Genomic DNA, 17,873 nt, shown 5'->3' with positions numbered 1-17,873 from the left:
CCCGGCCGAGATCCATAGCACCGGTAATCAAAGGTGCCATGGATCCCCGCCTTCGCGGGGACGACGGTGTTACGGATAACGCAGGCTGTTAGTTCTTCGACTGGTCGACCAGCTTGTTCTTGGCGATCCACGGCATCATAGCGCGCAGCTTGGCGCCGACTTCTTCGATCGGGTGCTCGGACGTCAGGCGGCGGCGCGAAATCAGGGTCGGTGCGCCGGCCTTGTTTTCCAGGATGAAGCTCTTGGCGTACTCGCCAGTCTGGATATCCTTCAGGCACTGGCGCATCGCATCCTTGGTCGCCGAGGTCACGACTTTCGGGCCGGTCACGTACTCGCCGTACTCGGCGTTGTTCGAGATCGAGTAGTTCATGTTGGCGATGCCGCCTTCGTAGATCAGGTCGACGATCAGCTTCAGTTCGTGCAGGCACTCGAAGTAGGCCATTTCCGGCGCGTAGCCCGCTTCGGTCAGGGTTTCGAAGCCGGCCTTGATCAGTTCGACCGCGCCGCCGCACAGGACTGCCTGTTCGCCGAACAGATCGGTCTCGGTCTCTTCGCGGAAGTTGGTTTCGATGATGCCGGCACGGCCGCCGCCGTTGGCCATGGCGTAGGACAGGGCGATATCGCGCGCCGAGCCGGACTTGTCCTGGTAGACGGCGATCAGGTGCGGTACGCCGCCGCCGGCCGCGTAGGTGCCGCGCACGGTGTGGCCCGGCGCCTTCGGCGCGATCATGATCACGTCGAGGTCGGCGCGTGGCACGACCTGGCCGTAGTGCACATTGAAGCCGTGCGCAAAAGCCAGCACCGCGCCTTGCTTGGCGTGCGGGGCAACGTTGTCGTTGTAGACCTGGGCGATGTTTTCGTCAGGCAGCAGGATCATGATGATGTCGGCCGCTTTGATCGCGTCATTGACTTCGGCAACTTTCAGGCCGGCCTGTTCGACCTTGGTCCAGGAAGCGCCGCCCTTGCGCAGGCCGACGGTGACGTTGACGCCCGAATCGTTCAGGTTTTGTGCGTGGGCATGGCCCTGCGAGCCGTAGCCGATGATGGCAACGTTCTTGCCTTTAACGAGGGAGAGGTCGCAATCTTTGTCGTAAAAAACGTTCATGATAATTTTCCTATAATTTTTAGTGTGGGGGGCCGTGCTCGTGGGCACGGATCAAACTTTGAGGATGCGTTCGCCGCGGCCGATGCCGGATCCGCCGGTACGCACCGTTTCGAGGATGGAGGCGCGGTCGATGGAATCGATGAACGCGTCGAGCTTGCCCTTGTTGCCGGTCAGTTCGATCGTGTAGGTCTTTTCCGTGACGTCGATGATGCGGCCGCGGAAGATGTCCGCAGTGCGCTTCATCTCTTCGCGTTCCTTGCCGACCGCGCGTACCTTGATCAGCATGAGCTCGCGCTCGATGTGCGCGCCTTCGGTCAGGTCGACCACCTTGACCACCTCGATCAGGCGGTTCAGGTGCTTGGTGATCTGTTCGATCACATCGTCCGAGCCGCTGGTGACGATGGTCATGCGCGACAGGGTGGCGTCTTCGGTCGGGGCGACGGTCAGGGTTTCAATGTTGTAGCCGCGGGCGGAAAACAGGCCGACCACGCGCGAGAGCGCACCGGCTTCGTTTTCGAGCAGGACAGAAATGATATGGCGCATTACAGGTCCTCCGAGCCGAGCAGCATTTCGGACAAGCCCTTGCCGGCCTTGACCATCGGCCAGACGTTTTCGGACTGGTCAGTGATGAAGTTCATGAACACGAGGCGGTCTTTCATGCCGAAGGCTTCCTTGAGCGCGCCGTCGACGTCGCCCGGCTTGTCGATCTTCATGCCGACGTGGCCGAACGATTCGGCCAGCATCGAGAAGTCCGGCAGCGAATCCATATAGGACTCGGAATAGCGCGAACCGTAGTCGATCTGTTGCCACTGGCGCACCATGCCGAGGAAGCGGTTGTTGAGCAAAATGATTTTCGGCGTCAGGTGATATTGCTTGCAGGTAGCCAGTTCCTGGATGCACATCTGGATCGAGCCTTCGCCGGTGATGCAGGCCACCGTGGCGTCCGGATTGGCCATCTGTACGCCCATGGCGTAGGGCAAGCCCACGCCCATCGTGCCCAGGCCGCCGGAATTGATCCAGCGGCGCGGCTTGTCGAAGGGATAGTACTGGGCCGCCCACATCTGGTGCTGGCCGACGTCGGACGTGATGAAGGCGTCGCCCTTGGTGATTTCCCAGACCTTCTGCACCACCGATTGCGGCTTGATGACCAGGTCCGATTCGGCGAACTTGAGGCACTCGCGGCCGCGCCATTCGCCGATCTGCTTCCACCAGTCCTTGAGGGAGGCGGTATTGACCTTGGCTTCGGCGGCGTCGAGCTGCGCCAGGAATTCGACCAGCACGTCCTTGACGTTGCCGACGATGGGAATATCGACCTTGACGCGCTTGGAAATCGACGAGGGATCGATGTCCACGTGGATGATCTTGCGCGGGTTGGAAGCGAAGTGTTTCGGGTTGCCGATCACGCGGTCGTCGAAGCGGGCGCCGATGGCGATCAGGACGTCGCAATTCTGCATCGCCATGTTCGCTTCGTAGGTGCCGTGCATGCCCGGCATGCCGAGGAACTTGTCGCTCGATGCGCGGTAGGCGCCCAGGCCCATCAGGGTGTTGGTGACCGGGAAGCCGAGCTTGTCGACCAGCTTGTTCAGCTCGGGCGCGGCATTGGCCAGGATCACGCCGCCGCCGGTGTAGATCATCGGACGTTCGGCTTGCAGCAGCAATTGCACGGCCTTGCGGATCTGGCCCGAATGGCCCTTGTCGATCGGCTTGTACGAGCGCATCTCGATATCCTTCGGATAGTCGTAGGCGCACTTGTGCATGCTGATGTCTTTGGGGATATCGACCAGGACCGGACCGGGACGGCCGGTGCGCGCAATGAAGAACGCTTTCTTGATCGTGGCGGCCAGCTCCTTCACATCCTTGACCAGGAAGTTGTGCTTGACGCAGGGACGCGTGATGCCGACGGTGTCGCATTCCTGGAAGGCATCCTGGCCGATCGCGGTGCTGGGCACCTGGCCGGATATGACGACCATCGGAATCGAATCCATGTACGCCGTGGCCAGGCCGGTGACGGCATTGGTGACGCCCGGACCGGAGGTGACCAGGGCCACGCCGACCGTGTTCGAGCTGCGCGAATAGGCGTCTGCCGCGTGGACGGCGGCCTGCTCGTGGCGTACCAGGACGTGTTGGAATTTGTCTTGCTTGAAGATGGCGTCGTAGATATACAGTACGGCGCCGCCTGGATAACCGAAAACGTGTTTAACGCCTTCTTCCGCCAGGGCACGGACGAGTATTTCGGACCCCGTGATGGTGGCCGATGCTTCGTTGTTCATGATACATTCCTTTCAAGACCCATTGGGAGGTGATCGGATGCTCTTTCCTAACGAAATTCGCGTGGCGCGACAGTGCTCAGGCTTCCCTTCTTTCTGCGGTCACGGCGATCTTTCACGTACCCATAGATACGTTACGAACCGGCGCTAAACGCAACTCGTTTGGCATGAGTTTCTGTAGCGATTACTGCGAACCTCTCGCGCTTGTGGCGCGGGTTAGAGCAAACTGCCTACATATGAAAGCGCGTCACGTCGATGTTGGCCTTGTGTGCCGGTCTCGACTTGACCATACAGCTTCGGGGTTGCAAAGCGTCATATACCTTACTGCGTTGCACCATTGCGGTCAAGTTAAATCGGCCGGGCTCGGCTGCTTTCGTGGCGCTGCAGCGGGCAAATGCAGTAAATACCATGCAAAAAGGCCCATTTTTTGCTAGGATGCCTCAGTTTTCTCTAATGCCACGGGCTATGTACCTGCGGTGCTTCCCTCCCCACCCCTGTTCGCATGGCCACAGACAAAGAGTTATCCGATTTTCTTGAGAATGTCGAGCGGCGCGCTTTCAAGCAAGCCGTGTACGCCGTGCGCAAGGATGAAGCTGCGCTCGATATCGTGCAGGACGCGATGATCAAGCTCGCCGAAAAATACGGAGACAAGCCGGCTGCCGAATTGCCGATGCTGTTCCAGCGCATTTTGCAAAACACCATCCTCGATTACTTCCGCCGCGAAAAGGTCCGCAATACCTGGGTCAGCCTCTTCTCGGGCATGGGTAAACGCGAGGGAGAAGACGGGGAATTTGATATACTCGAATCGTTCGAGGCGGAACCAGGTTCGGCCTCGGCGGAATCGAGCGCGGACCAGGTCGAGCGCCAGCAGACGCTGAGCCTGATCGATGCCGAAGTACAAAAACTGCCAGCGCGTCAACGGGAAGCCTTCCTCATGCGTTACTGGCAGGACATGGACGTGGCTGAAACAGCCGAAGCGATGGGGTGCTCCGAGGGAAGTGTCAAAACGCACTGCTCGCGAGCGACGCATGCCCTCGCCGAATCGCTGAAAGCCAAGGGAATAAAATTATGAACACCGACGATCTGAACTTCGCGTACAAGGTACGCCACGCCCTCAACGACCACCTCGACGCGCTGCCCGCTGCGACGACCGACCGCCTGGCGGCCGCGCGCAAGGCGGCCATGGCGCGCAAGAAGCCGGACGCGCCGGTCAAGGCCGCGCAAACCCAGCTGGCCGGCAATATCGGCGCCCTGTTCTCGTTTTCCTCGCTCGGCCGCATGAGCGTGGCCATTCCGCTGATGGCGCTGGTGGCTGGCCTGGCCGGCATCTATCAGTACGAAGAACAGCAGCGCCTCGAAGAAATCGCCGAGCTCGACGCAGCGGTACTGTCCGACGAGTTGCCGCTGACAGCCTATCTGGACCAGGGTTTCAACGCCTATCTCGCCCAGCGCGCCCAATAAGGATGACGCGCGCGATGTCGTCCCTGCATTCCCTGGCGCTTGCGCTTGCATTGTTGACAACAGCCGGAGCAAGCGGCATCGCCGCAGCCCAGGGCGCCGCACCCGCGCCCGCCGGTGCTCCGCAGGCGGCGCCCGTCGCCGTTCCCGGGCAGCCGGCGGCGCCTGTGGTCGCGCCCATCTCCAAACCGGCCCCTGCCGTCGCCGCCAAACCGGCGCCGCTTGCCGGCAAGCCCATGTGGAAAGACCTGTCGCCGCCCCAGCAAGTCGCGCTCGACCCGCTCAAGGGCGAGTGGGACCGCATGGAGAGCGTGCGCAAGCAGAAATGGCTCGACATCGCCAACCGCTATTCGTCGATGAAGCCCGACGAGCAACTGCGGATGCAGGAACGCATGCGCGACTGGACCCGGCTCACCCCCGACGAACGGCGCGTGGCCCGCGAAAACTATACCCTGAGCAAAAAGATCGACAAGAGCCAGAAGTCGGCCGAATGGGAAAAATACCAGCAGTTGCCCGAAGAAGAAAAGAAAAAGCTGGCACTTGACGCTGCCGCCGCCAAGAAGCAGGTGACCAACCTGCCGCCGGCGACGCAAGTCAAGCCGCTGGCGCCAAGCAAGCCGCCGCCGGCTGGCTGCCCGCCGGGCACCATCCGCAATGCCCCGGCCGCCGTGCCGCGCTGCATCGCCGCCCCGTCGGCGGGCTATCCGCTGGCTGTGCCGGCCACGCCGCCGGCCGTCACCGCTCCACCTACCACAGCGCCGGCCGCCCCGGTGCAGGCCACGCCAGTATCCAATGCAAAATAGTAAGACCGCGGTTGCCACGCCGACCCTGAAACGCCGTCTGATCTGCCTGGTGTACGAGATGTTCCTCCTGACCGCCGTGGTCATGTTCGGCATGCTCGTGTTCCTCCTGATCACCCAGAACATGGTCAAGGCGGTCAAGGAATACGGCGGGACGGCGGTGCTGGTGCTCGTCTCCGCCGCCTATTTCATCCATTCCTGGACCGGCAGCGGCCACACCCTGGCCATGAAGACCTGGCGCATCAAGCTGGTCAAGGTCGGCCATGCCACCGTGCCGTTCAAGGCTGCCGCCCTGCGCTATGTGCTGGGCTGGGGCTGGGTGCTGCCGGCGCTGATCGTCTGCTGGCGCTTTCACCTGACCGGCAAGAGCCAGGTGGCCGGCGCACTGGCGATCAACATCGTACTGTGGGGCATGACCGTGTTTCTCGACAAGGACCGCCAGTTCCTGCACGACCGGCTGGCCGGCACCCGCCTCATTGCGCTGCCCAAGCCGGTCAAGGCCGGCAAGGCAGCCAAACCGGCCGAGGCCTGAGCACGGAGGGCGGCATGAGCGAGGCCTTGTGTCCCCTGTGCGGCCGGCCCCTCGGCACACGGCATGTGGACCGCCACCATCTGATCCCCAAGACCTACAAGGGGCGCGCGCAGTTCGATATCCACAAGATCTGCCACCAGAAAATCCACTCGACCTTGACCGAGCATGAACTGTTCAAGTCCTTTCACACCTGGGAGGCTTTGCGCGAGCACGAGGATATTCGCGCGTTTATCGCCTGGGTGGCCAAAAAGGACCCCTCCTATTTCTCGCGCAATGTGCGCTCGAATAATAAAAGGAAGCGATAAACCGTCGGTGTTGATTAAACTTTAATAATCGGTTAGCATTTGTTCGAGAAGGCTCAGGCCGGGCTTCCTTCTACCCCTGATTCAGTCTGACCGATTCCCTTCTCACCTTTTCAAAAACGGATCAAGGCGCGCGCCTGCATCCGTTTTTTTGTTATGGGACCCAGCAATGTCGATCAACTTCAAGCAAACCCGGGCGCTTTTGTTGCGCCGCCAGTCCAGCGTCTTCGCCGAGGAAGGGACCGAACTTCAGCCGGAGGCGTGCATGCAGCTGTTCGATATCGACCTGGCGACACTTGGCTACGCGCTGTCGCAGCGCCTGCGCACGCGCCTGCAGACCCTGGACTTGCCCTCGCTTTTGGCTATCCAGGAGCACATCTGGAAGACCCTGGCGGCGCAGCTCGGCGCGCACCGCCAGCACACGCCGCTGTTCCGGCGCTTCCCCGACCGAACTCCGCCCGATACCGTGGCACTCTGGCAGGATCGGGTCCTGTCGCACTTCATGCAGGCGCCCGGCCAGCCATGCGTGCATTGCGGGCGCACCGGAACCACCCACGTGCTCAAGCCTTGCCGGCATGTGGTGTGCGACGCCTGCTTCGACGGCGCCAATTACAGCGCCTGCCCAATCTGCCATCGCCACGCCGACCGCGCGTCGCCGTTCTTCCTTCCCGATCCTGCCCCGGCAGTGGGCACGGTGCCGGAACCACGCAAACTGCTGGACCTCGGCGCCAGCATGGACGACGCGGCGCAAGTGCTGGTGCGCGCCCTGTGCGAGCGCAAGCAGGCCATGTCGCCGGTCGACACGGACGACTTCAAGGCGCTGGCCGGCGAGTATCGCCTGCGCCTGCTGCCCTGGATCCCGGAACAGATTCCGGTGCGCGAAAATATCGCCCTGCTGTTCGGCACCCTGCTCAAGCACTGCGAGCCGGCCGCCGTGCTGGCCGCCGCCGCTGCGCATATCGGCACGGCGACGGACGTGATCCGCCTGATTGCGGTCTATTCCGGCGCCGATCCGTCGCTGCAGGGACAGCGCGTGTTCCGTGAGGTGCCGATCGAGAAGGCGCGTGGGATGGCGCGCTTCAAGACCCTGTTCACGCCGGAATCGTACTGGAACCGGCGCGCGAGCGTGCCGCTTGCGCTGACCATCAAGCGCTTCAAGATGGCCAGGCTGGGGAGGCCGCTGCGGCGCGCCCTGCTCGCCCTGCTGGAGAGCTTCGATCCGGATTCGCTGACCGAAGACATGCTGCGCCACCGCGCGTACTGGGTCTGGCTGGGCGAATTCCTGCACCCGCACGAATATCGCAAGCGCTATCCGAAGGTGGCGTTCGCGTTCGGCGTGGTGCGCAAGAAGGGACCGGACGGCACCCCGGGCCCGCAGTTCGAGACCTTTTACGCCGGGCTGGAAAAGGCCGTCATGCGCAAGGATGCCGTCGCCATGGTCGCCCTGCTGCGCAAGCGGCCGGGGGAACTGGCGCGCCGCCTCGACCATGCCCTGCGCGTGGCCGGCGACGACAGCGCCGCCGCCGGCGCGGTGCTGGACGCCTTTGCGCAATGCGTGGCGCAGTGCGCGACGCCAGTCCTGCTGACCTTGCGCGCCCTGCTCCCCACGCGCCTGCACGCAGCGCAGAAGCGCATCTACTGGCCCAAGGGCAGCGTGGCGACCGGCTTCATGGTGCGCGACCGGCGCCCGCCGCTGGCGCGCCAGACAATCGAGGCTACGGTCGCCCTGATCGAGCGCGAGCTGCTGGCGCGCTTTTCAGGCAAGCCGCAGCTGGACGATTTTCTGATCGATGCCGCCCTCGGCGACATCGTCGTGCCCTTCAACGAACGCACGGCAAGCCGTTCGGCCATCGAGCTGCCGCGCGGCTCGGTGCTCGCGGTGCCGCCAGCCAACAAAGTCCGCCTGTTCCTGCACTGGTGCGAACCCGAAAACGGCCACACGACCGACCTCGATCTGTCGGTCGCCTTCTACGACGACGACTGGCACTACCTGGGTGTGTGTTCGTACTACCAGCTGACCTGCACGGGGCGCGACGGCAGCGTCATCGCCACCAGCGCCGGCGACCTGACGGATGCGCCCTTCCCCAACGGCGCCAGCGAATTCGTCGACCTCGATTGCGCGCTGGCGCGCCGGAACGGCGTGCGCTATGCGGTGGCGGTGTTGAACAATTATTCCGGCATGGCCTTCGAGAACCTCGAACACGCCTTCGCCGGCCTGATGCTGCGCGACGAGGTGCAGGGCGAGCACTTCGACCCGCGCACGGTGGCGCTGCGCTTCGACCTGGCAGGCGCCAACGGGGTGTTCCTGCCGATGGTGTTCGACCTGCGCGACGACAGGCTGCACTGGCTCGACCTGTATACCTCGGGCGAGTTTGCCTTCAATAACGTGGCAACGTCGAACGCGGACATCGCCGCCGTGTGCCCGGCCATGATCGCGTACTTTGCCAGCGGCATCCGCATGTCGATGTACCACCTGGCCCTGCTGCACGGGGCGGCGCGGGCGCAGCGCGTGATCGTGCGCGATGAGGCGGGAGGCATGCGGGCGCTGTCGCGCCACGCCGGCGAAGACAATGCCGGCTTCCTGGGACGTTTGCGCAGATTCGCTCCCGACGATGCCGACAGCGCGCCGGCGCTGGGCGCGGCGCCGCTGTTTGCCGCCCTGCTCGACGCCGATATCGCGCTGCCCGCGAACAGCATCGTCTACGCGCTCAGGTCCGGCGCGACGGCGCCGACCATCGCCGCCAGCGACCTGATTTCGTAGGAAGGCGGGGTCAGAAGCGCTCGTACTCGTGCAGGTAGCGCCACTGCCCGGACGGCAGGCTGGCCATCGGCACGCGCCCGATGCGCAGGCGCTTGATGCTGACGATGGAGAGGCCCACCATGCGGCACATGTGCATCAGCTGGCCGGGCTTGACGCCCTTGAGGGCGAAACGCAGGCGCGTTTCGTTCTGCCAGCTGACCTTCATCGGCGGGATTTCCTTGCCGTTGAACGTGAGTCCGTGATTGAGCAGCGCCAGGCCGCCTTCGCGGATATCGCCTTTGACTTCCACCACGAATTCCTGCTCGACGCGCACACCTTCGTCGACCAGTTTACGCGCCACGCGGAAGTCCTGGGTGAATACCACCAGGCCGCTGGCCTTGGTCTCCAGTGGCGACGTCAACGTCAGGCCTGCCAGGTGGCGCTTGAGGAAGCGCTGCTTGCCGTGCTCCGCCAGCAGCAGGTTCTCGCCCGACAGCAGCTTGACCGCAGGTTCGGCGTCCGCATCGGCGCCGGCGCTGTAACCGGCCGGCTTGTGGAACAGGATGGTGACCGGGGCCAGTTCGACCAGGGTGGCGTCGGGATGGATCGTCACTTCCTGCTCGTCGGCCACGCGGGCGCCGGCTTCTTCGATCACGACGCCGTCCACGCTGATCCACCCTCCGGCGATGTACTTTTCGGCTTCCGCGCGCGAGCACGGCATCATTTCGGCGACGCGCTTGGCGAGGCGGATGGAGGAATCGGTCATGAAGCTTGGTGCCAGTCTTTAAAAAATGCGGTGAAGACGGCGACGACTCTGTCGACGTCGGCGGCCGTGATGTTCAGGTGCGTGACCAGGCGCGTATGCTGGCCGACGGTGGCGCGGATATGCTCGCGCGCCAGCGTGGCGCGCAGGGCGTCGCAGGCTGCCGGGGGCACCTCGATGTAGAAGATATTGGTCTGCGGCGTGGCCACCTTGAGCTGGGCGATCCGCGCCAGCCCTTGCGACAGACTGGCCGCGTTGGCGTGGTCCTCGGCCAGGCGCTGCACGTTGTGCTCCAGCGCGTACAGGCCGGCCGCGGCGATCATGCCGGCCTGGCGCATGCCGCCGCCGAGCATCTTGCGCCAGCGCTTGCCCTGTTCGACGAAGGCTTTGTTCCCGAGCAGGACCGAGCCGACCGGCGCGCCCAGGCCCTTGGACAGGCACACCGAAACGCTGTCGAAACCGGCGCAGGCGGCGCGCAGGCTGATCCCCTGCTTGACGGCGGCGTTGCAGATGCGCGCGCCGTCGAGGTGCGTGGCCAGGCCGCGCTCGTGCGCCAGCGAGGTCGCCGCAGCCATGTAGCCGGCGCCGAGCACGCGCCCGCCGATGGTGTTTTCCAGCGCCAGCACGCGGGTGCGCGCAAAGTGCATGTCGTCCGGCTTGATGTAGGCCGCGATGTCGGCCAGTGCGATGCTGCCGTCCGGCTGGTTGGCGATCGGCTGCGGCTGGATGCTGCCCAGGACCGCCGCCCCGCCGCCTTCGTACTTGTAGGTGTGCGCTTCCTGCCCGACCAGGTATTCGTCGCCGCGCGCGCAGTGCAGCAGCAGCGCGATCAGGTTGCTCTGCGTGCCGGACGGCGCATACAGGCCGGCCTCGAAGCCGAACATCTCGGCGGCCGTGTCCTGCAGGCGGTTGACGGTGGGGTCGTCGCCGTACACGTCGTCGCCCACGGGCGCGCCGTGCATGGCGTCGCGCATGGCGTCGTTGGGCTGGGTTACGGTGTCGCTGCGCAGGTCGATCCAGTTGGTGGCGTGGCTCATGTCGTCGATTCGGCTTCGGCTAGATGCTGCGTATAGAAACGCTCGCCCATTTCTTCCAGGCCGAGCGTGGCGAGGACTTCCTGCAGGCGTTCGGTGGGACGCTTGCGCGGCAGGTTCTTGTAGCTGGCGATGATCAGCTCATTTTTCATCGAGTGCTCCCAGCCCACCAGCTCCGTCACGTTGACCTGGTAGCCGTGCGCTTCGAGCTGCAGGCAGCGCAGCACGTTGGTCACCTGGCTGCCGAATTCGCGCGTGTGCAGCGGATGGCGCCAGATTTCGGTCAGCGCGCTCTTGCCCAGGTCCTTGCCCTTGTTCTTCTTGAGGACCGTGGCCACTTCGGCCTGGCAGCACGGCACCAGCACCATGAACCTGGCGCGCTTCTTGAGCGCGAAGTCGATGGCGTCGTCGGTGGCCGTATTGCAGGCGTGGAGCGCGGTGACGATGTCGATCTGCGCCGGCAGCTTGTCGGAGCGGGTCGATTCGGCGACCGACAGGTTGAGGAAGGACATGCCGGGAAAACCCAGCTTCTGGGCCAGCGCGGCCGACTTCTGCACCAGTTCTTCGCGCGTTTCGATGCCGTAGATGCGCGAGCCGTCGTCCAGGCCCTTGAAGAACAGGTCGTACAGGATGAAGCCGAGGTAGGATTTGCCGGCGCCATGGTCGACCAGCGAAATGGCGGCGTGGTCTTCCTGGATTTCCTTGAGCAGCGGCTCGATGAACTGGTACAGGTGGTAGACCTGCTTGAGTTTGCGGCGGCTGTCCTGATTGAGTTTGCCGTCGCGCGTGAGGATGTGCAGTTCCTGCAGCAGCGCGATCGATTGGCCCGGACGGATCTCGGGCGCCAGCGTTTCAGCCGGCTTGGCCTTGGCGGCGCCGGTGTCAGCGCGCTTCATCGATCCACGCCGCCTGTATCGCTTCCAGTACCTTCTCGCCGCCGCGCGTGCGGTCGTCGTCGAAGCCGTCGAGTTCAATGACCCAGTTGTGCAGGTCGACGAAACGCAGCGCGGCCGGATCGACCTCGGGGTATTTGTCGAACAGCGCTTCGGCAATCGCCGTGATGTCGCTCCATTTCATGGCAGGCTCCCGATCAATGGTTCTTTTCGGCCGCATGGTTGATCGTGTACTTCGGAATCTCGACCACCAGGTCTTCGGTTCCCACGATCGCCTGGCACGACAGGCGCGAGACGGGCTCCAGGCCCCATGCGCGGTCGAGCAGGTCTTCTTCGCGCTCTTCGAGCTCGTTGAGGGACGCGTAGCCTTCGCGCACCAGCACGTGGCAGGTGGTGCAGGCGCAGACACGGTCGCAGGCGTGCTCGATTTCGATATCGTTTTCGAGCATGACGTCGCATACCGACTTGCCGGTCGGCGCCTCGATGACGGCGCCTTCGGGGCAGAATTCGGGATGGGGAAGGAATACGATTTGTGGCACGGTGATTGTCCTGGTTGTGTTGCTTATATTGTTGCTTATATTGTTGCTTATATTGTTGCTTGTATTGTTGCTTGTATCGATGCTTGTACGATTGCCTAAACCTGGTCGAGCGTCTTGCCGGCCAAAGCGCTGCGCACGCTCTGGTCCATGCGGCGCGACGCGAATTCCTCGGTGCCGTGGGCCAGCGCGTCGACGGCCGCATGCAGGGCGGCCTGTCTGGCGGCGATCTCGCCCTCTTCCACGTTCGATGCCGACAGCGCGGCGCGCACGCCGTCCATCAAGGCGTCGACCGAGGCGCGTTCGCCGTTCGAGAGCAGCGCGGCGTCGCCGTCCAGCGCCGATTGCGTGGCCAGCAGGATGCGTTCGGCCTCAACCTGTTCTTCGCGCAGCGCGCGGCGCAGCATGTCGCCCTGAGCCGAGGTGTAGGAGTCCTGCAGCATGCGCGCCACCTCATCGTCGGCCAGGCCGTAGGATGGCTTGACGGTGATCGAGGCTTCGACGCCGGAACGCGTTTCGCGCGCCGATACCGACAGCAGGCCGTCGGCATCGACCTGGTAGGTGATGCGGATGCGCGCGGCGCCCGCCACCATCGGTGGAATGCCGCGCAGCTCGAAGCGCGCCAGCGAACGGCAGTCCGACACCAGTTCGCGCTCGCCCTGCAGCACATGCACCGCCAGCGCGGTCTGGCCGTCCTTGAAGGTGGTGAATTCCTGCGCGCGGGCGCATGGAATGGTCGAATTGCGCGGGATGATTTTTTCGACCAGGCCGCCCATGGTTTCGATGCCGAGCGAGAGCGGGATCACATCGAGCAGCAGCCAGTCGTCGCCGGCGGCGCGGTTACCGGCCAGCAGGTTGGCCTGGATCGCGGCGCCCAGGGCGACCACTTTGTCGGGATCGATGTTCGCGTGCGGGATGGTCTTGAAGAATTCGGTGATCGCGCGCCGCACGTGCGGCATGCGGGTGGCGCCGCCGACCATGACCACGCCATCGACATCGTCGACCGACACCGAGGCGTCGCGCATGGCTTTCTTGATCGCGGTCATGGTCTTGTTGACCAGGTGCCTGGTGATGTCGGCGAAGACTTCGGCGCTGACCTTGACGTGCACGATCTCGCCGGAGTTGAGGATGGCGTCGACGGTGGTGTCGGCATTGGTCGACAACAGTTCCTTGGCCTGGCGCGCCTTGACCATCAGGGTGGCGGTGTCCTCGTCCGACAGCGGCGAGAGCTTGGCCTGTTCGCACACCCAGCAGAACAGGCGGTGGTCGAAGTCGTCGCCGCCCAGGGCCGAATCGCCGCCGGTGGAGAGCACTTCGAACACGCCCTTGGACAGCTTGAGGATCGAGATGTCGAAGGTGCCGCCGCCCAGGTCGTAGACGGCGTACACGCCTTCGGAGCCGTGATCGAGGCCGTAGGCGATCGCCGCGGCGGTCGGCTCGCTCAGGAGGCGCAGCACGTTCAGGCCGGCCAGCTGGGCCGCGTCCTTGGTGGCCTGGCGCTGGGCGTCGTCGAAATAGGCGGGCACGGTGATGACCGCGCCGACCAGCTCGTCGCCGAGCGAGTCTTCGGCGCGCTGGCGCAAGGTGGCGAGGATCTGGGCCGAGATTTCGACCGGGCTTTTGACGCCGGCGATGGTCTTGATCTGCACCATGCCGGGCGAATCCTGGAAATCGTAGGGCAGGTTTTCGGCGTAGGCGATGTCGGCCAGGCCGCGCCCCATGAAGCGCTTGACCGAGACGATGGTATTCTTCGGGTCGGTGGTCTGGTGGGCCTGGGCCTTGTAGCCGATGTTGGCGTGGCCGTTCGGCAGGTAGCGCACGATGGACGGCAGGAGCGGACGGCCTTCTTCGTCGCTCAACACTTCGGGACTGCCGCTGCGCACGGTGGCGACCAGCGAATTGGTGGTGCCCAGGTCGATGCCGATGGCCAGCCGATGCTGGTGCGGCGCGGTCGACATGCCGGGTTCTGAGATTTGCAAAAGTGCCATTGTTATTTTACGTCTACCGGTTCAGATTTAAGTAATTCATCGAGGAACTCCCCGACATTCGCGTCTTTGTAGCGGACCGCATCGAGCAAGCCATTGATCTGGCGCGAAGGAGGAAACACGAACATGATCTCGTCGTGTTCTCCTATCAGCACGAGACGCGCGGCTGTTCGCCACGCATCCCCGGCTCCGTCAAGACCGGCCATCCGCGCTTCGCGCGATGGAGGCCAGCTTCGCTCCTGAAACAGTCCCAGCCTGCGGCCTTGATAGGTCGTTTCGAAGTACACCGGAAAGAGTGAATCGCTGCCTGGCGCCAAAGTCCGAGGCAAGGGTTTGCTCACCCACTTCAGTTCATCTTCATGGGTCATACGGAAAATCTTGAACGCCGCCTGATCGAATTTGTCGTCGCTCATTTGCTGCTCCATCGCTGATCTTTCAGATCATTTTCCAGTGAACGAATCAAGCCCATTCCAAGGCCGTAGATATCGAGCAAAGCCTGGCGCTTCGGTGCCAGCGGTGCATCCGCCTGCCAAAAGAACCGCCGCGGGCGCGTCGCGCTCATCGCCTTCAGCAAGGCCTTGGCCGCGCGCAGTGAATCGCCATGCGCCTTGCGCCGGATATTCTTGACGTCGACGATCAACACATTGAGCACCAGCGCAACCTGCAAGCGATCGTTGCCTGACTTTCCCATACAGGCGTTGAGCTCATCTAACGTCTTCTGGATATTGTCCACCATTTGTGGAATCGTCGCCTTGAACAGGTATCTGCGTTCAATCTGGCGCAGCTTGACGACGGCATAAAAAGAAGCAAAACCGCCCAGTATCTTCACGGCCTCGACAGCGTAATGCAGTCCGTCGGCCCAGTCGAGCATTACGTTTCCTCAAGCGTCTCGAGCAATACGTCTATCTCCTGCGTCAATTTTTCCAAAAACATCAGCGCCCTCACCCCCTGCGCGGCCTGCTCGTAGTCGCCGCCGTCGAGCTGCTCGCCGATCTGCACCAGGCGCGCCTTGCGCTCCTGCCTGACCTGCTCGTCGAGCGCTTCCAGCGCGCCGAGGTCCTTGTCCGCGCGCGCGTCGCCGAGCGCCTCGCGCCACTCCATCTGCTGCATCAGGAAGGCCATCGGCATGGCCGTGTTCGATTCCGTCCGCAGGTCGACGCCGTGCTGCTCGCACAGGTACTGGGCGCGCTTTTGCGGGTTTTTGAGGGTCTGGTAGGCTTCGTTGGCGCGCGTGGCCCATTGCATGGCGACGCGTTTTTCGGCGTCGGTGGCGTTGACGAAGCGGTCGGGATGCACCTGGCCCTGGACGTCGCGGTAAGCGGCGTCGAGGGCGCCCGTGTCGAGCGAGAAACGGGGCGGCAGGTTGAAGAGGTCGAAGTGATTCTGCATGGGTGCGGCTACCTGACCGGGGTCAGATACGGAAGCTCTCGCCGCAACCGCACTCGTCCTTGACGTGCGGGTTGTTGAAGCGGAAGCCTTCGTTCAAGCCCTCGCGCGTGAAGTCGAGCTCGGTACCGTCGATGTAGGGCAGGCTTTTCGGGTCGACAAAGACCTTCACGCCGTGCGACTCGAAGACATTGTCTTCGGCCGCCGCTTCATCGACATATTCGAGCTTGTAGGCCAGGCCCGAGCAACCCGTGGTGCGCACGCCAAAACGCAAGCCGACACCCTTGCCGCGACGTTCGATGTAGCGGTTAATGTGCTTGGCTGCTTTTTCGGTCAGTGTGATTGCCATGTTTCCCTCCGCGAGTACAACTGTAAATCAACCTCAGGCGACGGCCGGATGCTTGGTCTTGTAGTCCAGCACAGCCGCCTTGATCGCGTCTTCCGCCAGGATCGAGCAGTGAATCTTGACCGGCGGCAGTGCCAGTTCTTCGGCGATCTGGGTGTTCTTGATCGACAGCGCCTGGTCCAGCGTCTTGCCCTTGACCCATTCGGTCACCAGCGACGACGAGGCGATCGCCGAGCCGCAGCCGTAGGTCTTGAACTTCGCGTCTTCGATCAGGCCATCGGCGCCGACCTTGATCTGCAGCTTCATCACGTCGCCGCAGGCCGGCGCGCCGACCATGCCGGTGCCGATCGTCTCGTCGCCCTTGTCGAAGGCGCCGACGTTACGTGGATTTTCGTAGTGGTCCAACACTTTGTCCGAGTATGCCATGGTAGAACTCCTGATGATTCAATACGGTTAGTGGGCTGCCCATTGGATCGAACTGATGTCGATGCCTTCTTTGAACATGTCCCACAGCGGCGACAGTTCGCGCAGCTTGTGGACTTTCGACTTGAGCAGGTCGACTGCGAAGTCGATGTCGGCTTCGGTCGAAAAACGGCCGATGGTAAAGCGGATCGAGCTGTGCGCCAGCTCGTCGCTGCGGCCCAGGGCGCGCAGCACATACGATGGCTCCAGGCTGGCCGAGGTGCAGGCCGAGCCGGACGAGACGGCGATATCCTTGATCGCCATGATCAGCGACTCGCCTTCGACGTAGTTGAAGCTCACGTTCAGGTTGTGCGGAACGCGGTGCTCCATGTCGCCATTGATATAGACTTCCTCGATTTCTTGCAGGCCCTTGGCCAGGCGGTCGCGCAGGGCGCTCACGCGCGCCAGTTCGCTGTCCATCTCTTCCTTGGCGATGCGGAAGGCTTCGCCCATGCCGACGATCTGGTGGGTGGCCAGGGTGCCCGAGCGCAGGCCGCGCTCGTGACCGCCGCCGTGCATCTGCGCTTCGAGGCGCACGCGCGGCTTGCGGCGCACGTACAGGGCGCCGATGCCTTTCGGGCCGTAGGTCTTGTGCGCGGTAAAGGTCATCAGGTCGACCTTGCTGTTGGCCAGGTCGATCTGCACCTTGCCGGTCGCTTGCGCGGCGTCGCAGTGGAAAATGATGCCTTTCGAACGGCACAGGGCAGCCAGTTCCTCGATCGGCTGGATCACGCCGATCTCGTTGTTGACCAGCATGACCGACACGAGGATGGTGTCCGGACGGATCGCCGCTTCGAGCTGGGCGACCGTGATCAGGCCGTTGTCCTGCGGTTCGAGGTAGGTGGCGTCGAAACCGACGCGCTCGAGTTCGCGCACGGTGTCGAGCACGGCCTTGTGCTCGGTCTTGACGGTGATGATGTGCTTGCCCTTGGTCTTGTAGAACTGGGCCGCGCCCTTGATCGCCAGGTTGTTGCTCTCGGTCGCGCCGGAAGTCCAGATGATCTCGCGCGGATCGGCGCCGACCAGGGCGGCCACGTGGGCGCGCGCTTCCTCGACCGCCGCTTCCGCGGTCCAGCCGTACATATGGCTGCGCGATGCCGGATTGCCGAACTGCTCGCGCAGGTAGGGAATCATTTTGTCCGCGACGCGCGGATCGATCGGCGTGGTGGCCGAGTAATCCATGTAGATCGGGAAATGCGGGGCAGTCACGAAAGTCTGCTCGAGGTTTTTGTCCAAAGGCGCGTTCATCAAATCACTCCAATAT

The 17,873-nt window shown here is 63.4% G+C and carries 21 protein-coding genes; 6 read left to right on the top strand and 15 right to left on the bottom strand.

Annotation, left to right across the window (positions count from 1 at the left end; translation table 11 throughout):
* Positions 1 to 88: 88 nt before the first annotated feature.
* The 3 genes from ilvC to EJB06_RS15980 are packed head-to-tail and all read right to left on the bottom strand — an operon-like array spanning position 89 to position 3,375.
* Positions 89 to 1,105 carry a ketol-acid reductoisomerase gene (gene ilvC / locus EJB06_RS15990; RefSeq protein WP_126075043.1) on the bottom strand — a complete coding sequence of 339 codons (1,017 nt, stop codon included), beginning with the start codon at positions 1,103 to 1,105 and terminating at the stop codon, positions 89 to 91.
* A 51-nt stretch (positions 1,106 to 1,156) separates the two neighbouring features.
* On the bottom strand, positions 1,157 to 1,648 hold the full coding sequence (ilvN, locus tag EJB06_RS15985) for an acetolactate synthase small subunit (RefSeq protein ID WP_054263691.1): 492 nt from the start codon (positions 1,646 to 1,648) through the stop codon (positions 1,157 to 1,159).
* A complete protein-coding gene (locus EJB06_RS15980) occupies positions 1,648 to 3,375 on the bottom strand; it encodes an acetolactate synthase 3 catalytic subunit (RefSeq protein WP_126075042.1) in 1,728 nt (575 codons plus the stop codon). The genes ilvN and EJB06_RS15980 overlap by 1 nt, the downstream gene beginning before the upstream one ends.
* A gap of 499 nt (positions 3,376 to 3,874) precedes the next feature.
* Between EJB06_RS15980 and EJB06_RS15975 the strand changes: the two genes are divergently transcribed.
* The 6 genes from EJB06_RS15975 to EJB06_RS15950 all read left to right on the top strand — a co-directional run bounded on the left by EJB06_RS15975 (position 3,875) and on the right by EJB06_RS15950 (position 9,225).
* Positions 3,875 to 4,444: an RNA polymerase sigma factor gene (locus tag EJB06_RS15975; RefSeq protein WP_126075041.1), complete on the top strand. Its 570-nt coding sequence runs from the start codon at positions 3,875 to 3,877 to the stop codon at positions 4,442 to 4,444.
* Positions 4,441 to 4,833 (top strand): DUF3619 family protein, encoded by a 393-nt coding sequence (locus EJB06_RS15970; protein WP_126075040.1) that lies wholly within the window; start codon positions 4,441 to 4,443, stop codon positions 4,831 to 4,833. Before EJB06_RS15975 ends, EJB06_RS15970 begins: the two co-directional genes overlap by 4 nt.
* 14 nt (positions 4,834 to 4,847) lie before the next feature.
* On the top strand, positions 4,848 to 5,633 hold the full coding sequence (locus EJB06_RS15965) for a DUF3106 domain-containing protein (RefSeq protein WP_126075039.1): 786 nt from the start codon (positions 4,848 to 4,850) through the stop codon (positions 5,631 to 5,633).
* On the top strand, positions 5,623 to 6,162 hold the full coding sequence (locus tag EJB06_RS15960) for an RDD family protein (RefSeq protein ID WP_126075038.1): 540 nt from the start codon (positions 5,623 to 5,625) through the stop codon (positions 6,160 to 6,162). The genes EJB06_RS15965 and EJB06_RS15960 overlap by 11 nt, the downstream gene beginning before the upstream one ends.
* Before the next feature lie 14 nt (positions 6,163 to 6,176).
* Positions 6,177 to 6,467, top strand: a complete 291-nt coding sequence (locus EJB06_RS15955) for a hypothetical protein (protein WP_126075037.1) — start codon at positions 6,177 to 6,179, stop codon at positions 6,465 to 6,467.
* Positions 6,468 to 6,633: 166 nt separating this feature from the next.
* Complete coding sequence (locus tag EJB06_RS15950; protein WP_126075036.1) at positions 6,634 to 9,225, top strand: MXAN_6230/SCO0854 family RING domain-containing protein; 2,592 nt, start codon at positions 6,634 to 6,636, stop codon at positions 9,223 to 9,225.
* 10 nt (positions 9,226 to 9,235) lie between these two features.
* Here EJB06_RS15950 and EJB06_RS15945 read toward each other — a convergent pair whose 3' ends face one another.
* From EJB06_RS15945 to EJB06_RS15890, 12 genes are all read right to left on the bottom strand, one after another.
* On the bottom strand, positions 9,236 to 9,970 hold the full coding sequence (locus EJB06_RS15945; RefSeq protein ID WP_126075035.1) for an rRNA pseudouridine synthase: 735 nt from the start codon (positions 9,968 to 9,970) through the stop codon (positions 9,236 to 9,238).
* Positions 9,967 to 11,004: a low-specificity L-threonine aldolase gene (ltaE, locus tag EJB06_RS15940; protein ID WP_126075034.1), complete on the bottom strand. Its 1,038-nt coding sequence runs from the start codon at positions 11,002 to 11,004 to the stop codon at positions 9,967 to 9,969. Before ltaE ends, EJB06_RS15945 begins: the two co-directional genes overlap by 4 nt.
* Complete coding sequence (locus EJB06_RS15935) at positions 11,001 to 11,897, bottom strand: class I SAM-dependent methyltransferase (RefSeq protein ID WP_126075033.1); 897 nt, start codon at positions 11,895 to 11,897, stop codon at positions 11,001 to 11,003. The genes ltaE and EJB06_RS15935 overlap by 4 nt, the downstream gene beginning before the upstream one ends.
* On the bottom strand, positions 11,884 to 12,078 hold the full coding sequence (gene iscX / locus EJB06_RS15930) for a Fe-S cluster assembly protein IscX (RefSeq protein ID WP_126075032.1): 195 nt from the start codon (positions 12,076 to 12,078) through the stop codon (positions 11,884 to 11,886). The genes EJB06_RS15935 and iscX overlap by 14 nt, the downstream gene beginning before the upstream one ends.
* Before the next feature lie 13 nt (positions 12,079 to 12,091).
* Positions 12,092 to 12,433 carry an ISC system 2Fe-2S type ferredoxin gene (gene fdx / locus EJB06_RS15925; RefSeq protein WP_126075031.1) on the bottom strand — a complete coding sequence of 114 codons (342 nt, stop codon included), beginning with the start codon at positions 12,431 to 12,433 and terminating at the stop codon, positions 12,092 to 12,094.
* Positions 12,434 to 12,528: 95 nt separating this feature from the next.
* The gene (hscA, locus tag EJB06_RS15920) at positions 12,529 to 14,418 is read right to left on the bottom strand and encodes a Fe-S protein assembly chaperone HscA (protein WP_126075030.1); all 1,890 of its coding nucleotides are present in this window, start codon (positions 14,416 to 14,418) and stop codon (positions 12,529 to 12,531) included.
* 2 nt (positions 14,419 to 14,420) lie between these two features.
* Positions 14,421 to 14,828, bottom strand: coding sequence for a hypothetical protein (locus EJB06_RS15915; RefSeq protein WP_126075029.1), 408 nt, complete (start codon positions 14,826 to 14,828; stop codon positions 14,421 to 14,423).
* Positions 14,825 to 15,286, bottom strand: a complete 462-nt coding sequence (locus EJB06_RS15910) for a hypothetical protein (protein WP_126075028.1) — start codon at positions 15,284 to 15,286, stop codon at positions 14,825 to 14,827. The genes EJB06_RS15915 and EJB06_RS15910 overlap by 4 nt, the downstream gene beginning before the upstream one ends.
* Positions 15,286 to 15,804 carry a Fe-S protein assembly co-chaperone HscB gene (gene hscB / locus EJB06_RS15905; RefSeq protein WP_126075027.1) on the bottom strand — a complete coding sequence of 173 codons (519 nt, stop codon included), beginning with the start codon at positions 15,802 to 15,804 and terminating at the stop codon, positions 15,286 to 15,288. The genes EJB06_RS15910 and hscB overlap by 1 nt, the downstream gene beginning before the upstream one ends.
* Before the next feature lie 22 nt (positions 15,805 to 15,826).
* Entirely contained in the window at positions 15,827 to 16,150 is a 324-nt protein-coding gene (gene iscA, locus EJB06_RS15900; RefSeq protein ID WP_054263704.1) for an iron-sulfur cluster assembly protein IscA, read from the bottom strand.
* Between the two features lie 33 nt (positions 16,151 to 16,183).
* Entirely contained in the window at positions 16,184 to 16,573 is a 390-nt protein-coding gene (gene iscU, locus EJB06_RS15895; protein ID WP_099876445.1) for a Fe-S cluster assembly scaffold IscU, read from the bottom strand.
* 27 nt (positions 16,574 to 16,600) lie between these two features.
* Positions 16,601 to 17,857: an IscS subfamily cysteine desulfurase gene (locus tag EJB06_RS15890; protein WP_126075026.1), complete on the bottom strand. Its 1,257-nt coding sequence runs from the start codon at positions 17,855 to 17,857 to the stop codon at positions 16,601 to 16,603.
* Between the last annotated feature and the right edge of the window lie 16 nt (positions 17,858 to 17,873).

Origin of the sequence: Massilia atriviolacea, from assembly GCF_003953935.1 — a bacterium.
Lineage (GTDB): Bacteria > Pseudomonadota > Gammaproteobacteria > Burkholderiales > Burkholderiaceae_D > Telluria_A > Telluria_A atriviolacea.
The sequence above is the reverse complement of the archived record's forward strand: the minus strand, read 5'-3'. Positions and strand labels throughout refer to the sequence as shown.

What these genes read in the sequence shown, in the direction of transcription:
- ilvC (WP_126075043.1), bottom strand. Translation starts at nt 1,105, where the DNA reads ATGAACGTTTTTTACGACAAAGATTGCGACCTCTCCCTCGTTAAAGGC.
- ilvN (WP_054263691.1), bottom strand. Translation starts at nt 1,648, where the DNA reads ATGCGCCATATCATTTCTGTCCTGCTCGAAAACGAAGCCGGTGCGCTC.
- EJB06_RS15980 (WP_126075042.1), bottom strand. Translation starts at nt 3,375, where the DNA reads ATGAACAACGAAGCATCGGCCACCATCACGGGGTCCGAAATACTCGTC.
- EJB06_RS15975 (WP_126075041.1), top strand. Translation starts at nt 3,875, where the DNA reads ATGGCCACAGACAAAGAGTTATCCGATTTTCTTGAGAATGTCGAGCGG.
- EJB06_RS15970 (WP_126075040.1), top strand. Translation starts at nt 4,441, where the DNA reads ATGAACACCGACGATCTGAACTTCGCGTACAAGGTACGCCACGCCCTC.
- EJB06_RS15965 (WP_126075039.1), top strand. Translation starts at nt 4,848, where the DNA reads ATGTCGTCCCTGCATTCCCTGGCGCTTGCGCTTGCATTGTTGACAACA.
- EJB06_RS15960 (WP_126075038.1), top strand. Translation starts at nt 5,623, where the DNA reads ATGCAAAATAGTAAGACCGCGGTTGCCACGCCGACCCTGAAACGCCGT.
- EJB06_RS15955 (WP_126075037.1), top strand. Translation starts at nt 6,177, where the DNA reads ATGAGCGAGGCCTTGTGTCCCCTGTGCGGCCGGCCCCTCGGCACACGG.
- EJB06_RS15950 (WP_126075036.1), top strand. Translation starts at nt 6,634, where the DNA reads ATGTCGATCAACTTCAAGCAAACCCGGGCGCTTTTGTTGCGCCGCCAG.
- EJB06_RS15945 (WP_126075035.1), bottom strand. Translation starts at nt 9,970, where the DNA reads ATGACCGATTCCTCCATCCGCCTCGCCAAGCGCGTCGCCGAAATGATG.
- ltaE (WP_126075034.1), bottom strand. Translation starts at nt 11,004, where the DNA reads ATGAGCCACGCCACCAACTGGATCGACCTGCGCAGCGACACCGTAACC.
- EJB06_RS15935 (WP_126075033.1), bottom strand. Translation starts at nt 11,897, where the DNA reads ATGAAGCGCGCTGACACCGGCGCCGCCAAGGCCAAGCCGGCTGAAACG.
- iscX (WP_126075032.1), bottom strand. Translation starts at nt 12,078, where the DNA reads ATGAAATGGAGCGACATCACGGCGATTGCCGAAGCGCTGTTCGACAAA.
- hscA (WP_126075030.1), bottom strand. Translation starts at nt 14,418, where the DNA reads ATGGCACTTTTGCAAATCTCAGAACCCGGCATGTCGACCGCGCCGCAC.
- EJB06_RS15915 (WP_126075029.1), bottom strand. Translation starts at nt 14,828, where the DNA reads ATGAGCGACGACAAATTCGATCAGGCGGCGTTCAAGATTTTCCGTATG.
- EJB06_RS15910 (WP_126075028.1), bottom strand. Translation starts at nt 15,286, where the DNA reads ATGCTCGACTGGGCCGACGGACTGCATTACGCTGTCGAGGCCGTGAAG.
- hscB (WP_126075027.1), bottom strand. Translation starts at nt 15,804, where the DNA reads ATGCAGAATCACTTCGACCTCTTCAACCTGCCGCCCCGTTTCTCGCTC.
- iscA (WP_054263704.1), bottom strand. Translation starts at nt 16,150, where the DNA reads ATGGCAATCACACTGACCGAAAAAGCAGCCAAGCACATTAACCGCTAC.
- iscU (WP_099876445.1), bottom strand. Translation starts at nt 16,573, where the DNA reads ATGGCATACTCGGACAAAGTGTTGGACCACTACGAAAATCCACGTAAC.
- EJB06_RS15890 (WP_126075026.1), bottom strand. Translation starts at nt 17,857, where the DNA reads ATGAACGCGCCTTTGGACAAAAACCTCGAGCAGACTTTCGTGACTGCC.